This is a genomic window from Solibacillus ferritrahens, from assembly GCF_037027585.1.
GTDB lineage: Bacteria > Bacillota > Bacilli > Bacillales_A > Planococcaceae > Solibacillus > Solibacillus ferritrahens.
The window spans coordinates 1-2,615 of sequence record NZ_JAXCLE010000044.1 but is presented as its reverse complement, the minus strand read 5'-3'; the positions used below and the strand labels follow the sequence as shown (position 1 = coordinate 2,615).

The following is a 2,615-nucleotide window of genomic DNA, read 5'->3' as shown; positions in this document are numbered from 1 at the left end:
TGGCCAGATTTACTGTTTTATTTGTTGCTTTGCTACCCGATGTAGCTCCTGAAACAGCCTTTGCTCCGAGCTTTACGCTATGCTTCACACCTTTTACTAAAGGTCCTCCTAAAATAGCAGCTACTGATGCTCCACGTTCCCAGCTTTCCAATTGCTGCTTCAAGCAATGCCTTCGATTACGCAATGGCCACTTTTCCGCCGACCTTTTTCAGAGACTTCTTCGTCTTCTTTACGGCAGCTTTAACGTGCTTTTTCGCTTGGATAACGACGGTGTCTTGTTATCAATTTAACTATCCGTATCTAAAATTATTAAAAAAATGGCGACAGTTGAAATCCCCAACTACCACCATTTTAACATTTTTACCATTAACTTACTTCACTGAAGTTTAACTTCATACATTTCCTTCATATTTACATCGATTGGTAGTAAAGCATAGTAATATTGATCATTATCTACTATAAATTGAACCAATTTGGTTTTTGTAGGATTCCAAAAATCTTTTAAACTGGAGTAGTATTCTTCCAAATCTTCTTTATAGTCCAATTGTAATAGATACCCTTTATCTACCATCGCAAAAACAATTAAACTTCCTAAGAGATTTTTCTGTTCATTGGCTTCTTCATACTCTTGATATTGGAACCAAATTTGGTCTAAGCCCATCACTTTTTTGTATTTTTCATAGAAGTCACTATCAGCCATAACCTCATAATCATGGATGAGTTCGTTGACAAATACATGCCATCTTGTTGGAATAATTTTTTCTAATAGCGGGTTATTTTCGATGCCTTCTATTATTAAGTCAGTCTGTTCAATCTCCTGCTCAATGATTAAATCATTGAGAGAAATCGGTTTAAATCTCATTGAATTCTTGTAGTGCGCTAAATCATATGGATAGTGATTATTATTGATTAGGCTTGAATCATCCAAATCAAGTATTTTGGCAAGGGCTGCTGTTTCAAAGCTCCAAAACCCTACATAGCCAGGTTCTTTATGTGCATTTTTCCATTCATAGTCATAATGCCCTTTAAACCATTCCTTCTCCATATACTTTTGTAATCGTTTAGAGGCTTCTTCCTTATCAGTTTCTGCTAGCTCAATAATTTCTCGCGTCTTTGCGTAGGGGTTTTCTTTAAAATAGTTATTGGTGATTTTTGTGTATCCAATATCACTAGCAAATAATAAAAAATCAATTACTGCATCTTTAATATTTTTTTCCTCAACTATTTTTTCTAATCTTTTTAAATTTAATTTATCCGTTTCTAATAAGATACCTAAAGAAATCATCCAAAGGAGATTAGTATAGCCAACTTTACTTGTTCCCGTATGCCCTAAATCATAAAGTGCCTGTTGAAAATCCCCTTCCAATGTACTAACATCTTCTCCTAAAGAATATTTTGCCCGAATATTTTCTATTTCATATATAAAATTACTTAAATATCTTGCTTCAATAATACTTTTATTATCATTAGGATTTCTTTGGATACCATTCTTTTCATCCTCTTTTAAACTTTTAATATCGTCTCTATTTTCTTCAATAAACTCTTTATTATATTCTATATCTTCTCTAAATTTCTCTTCTATACCTAAAAAATCTCTCATTTTATTCGATTCCCCTTAGCTACTAAATTATGGCCATTCTCCAATTATGTCACCCTTTGCATCTATTCTAAATGTTTTTACATGTCCATTACTATCTACTTTGGATAATACTCTTTCAACTTTACCATCTTCCAATGATTTCCTAATTCCTGTTGCTAATCGCTTATCTCCATCAACAGCTTTCAAAATTCTACTCTTTCCAGTTTCCGTACCCTTCAGCCAGTCATTTGACATTTGTGGGCCATCCTTAGCTGTTTTACTTAGTTGTGAACTACCAAACTTTGCTTCATCAATAACATATTTAATAGGAGACTCTTTATTTGTGTTTTCATATAATCCGTCAATCCCTTTTACTATTTTATCATTTATGCTTGAAGGTACACCCCTACCAATTGGTTTTAAATCGTACCCCGCATCTTTTATACTCTTGTTGTTTAATAGATTGTCACTTGATTTTATTTCACCAAAATTCCCTTTTTGCTTGGTTGTCGCTGTCTTTGGATTAAAGTCGGCTATATTTGAAGCTGATGGACTTTCTTGATTTGGTTTCGGTGCCTGCTGCTTTGTCGGATTAGTTGGTGTAGCGGACTCGGCCACATGCACTGTTTTACCTTTTATATTTTTCGCTCCTGAGGCAACGCTACCGAGAACCTTTCCTCCATGTTTCACACCTTTTACTAAAGGTCCTCCTAAAATAGCAGCAACTGATGCACCACGTTCCCAGCTTTCCAATTTTCTACCGGTAATTGGGTCTCTTCCGATCACGGCTTCAACCAATGCCTTCGCATTTCCTACTACTGGAATAAAGTCTAATCCTGCAGAGATTACGTCTTTATAGCCGCCCTCTTTGAAGGACGTATACGCAACGGCCACTTTTCCGCCGACCTTTTTCAGAGCCTTCTTCGTCTTCTTTACGGCAGCTTTGACGTTCTTTTTCGCTTGCGTCACGGCTTTTTTCGCGGCCTTCTTGACCTGTTTTACTGCTGCCTTGGCAGTAAGTACAAATAAGAGGAGA

Annotated in this window: 2 protein-coding genes; both read right to left on the bottom strand. The window is 35.9% G+C overall.

All coding sequences use genetic code 11. The annotated features are described in order from the left end of the window. Positions 1-376 precede the first annotated feature (376 nt). Positions 377-1,600, bottom strand: a complete 1,224-nt coding sequence (locus tag SNE38_RS18985; protein ID WP_336047165.1) for a PoNi-like cognate immunity protein — start codon at positions 1,598-1,600, stop codon at positions 377-379. 27 nt (positions 1,601-1,627) lie between these two features. Then, a partial coding sequence (locus tag SNE38_RS18980) for a pre-toxin TG domain-containing protein (RefSeq protein WP_336047163.1) occupies positions 1,628-2,615 on the bottom strand: 988 nt, incomplete at its 5' end.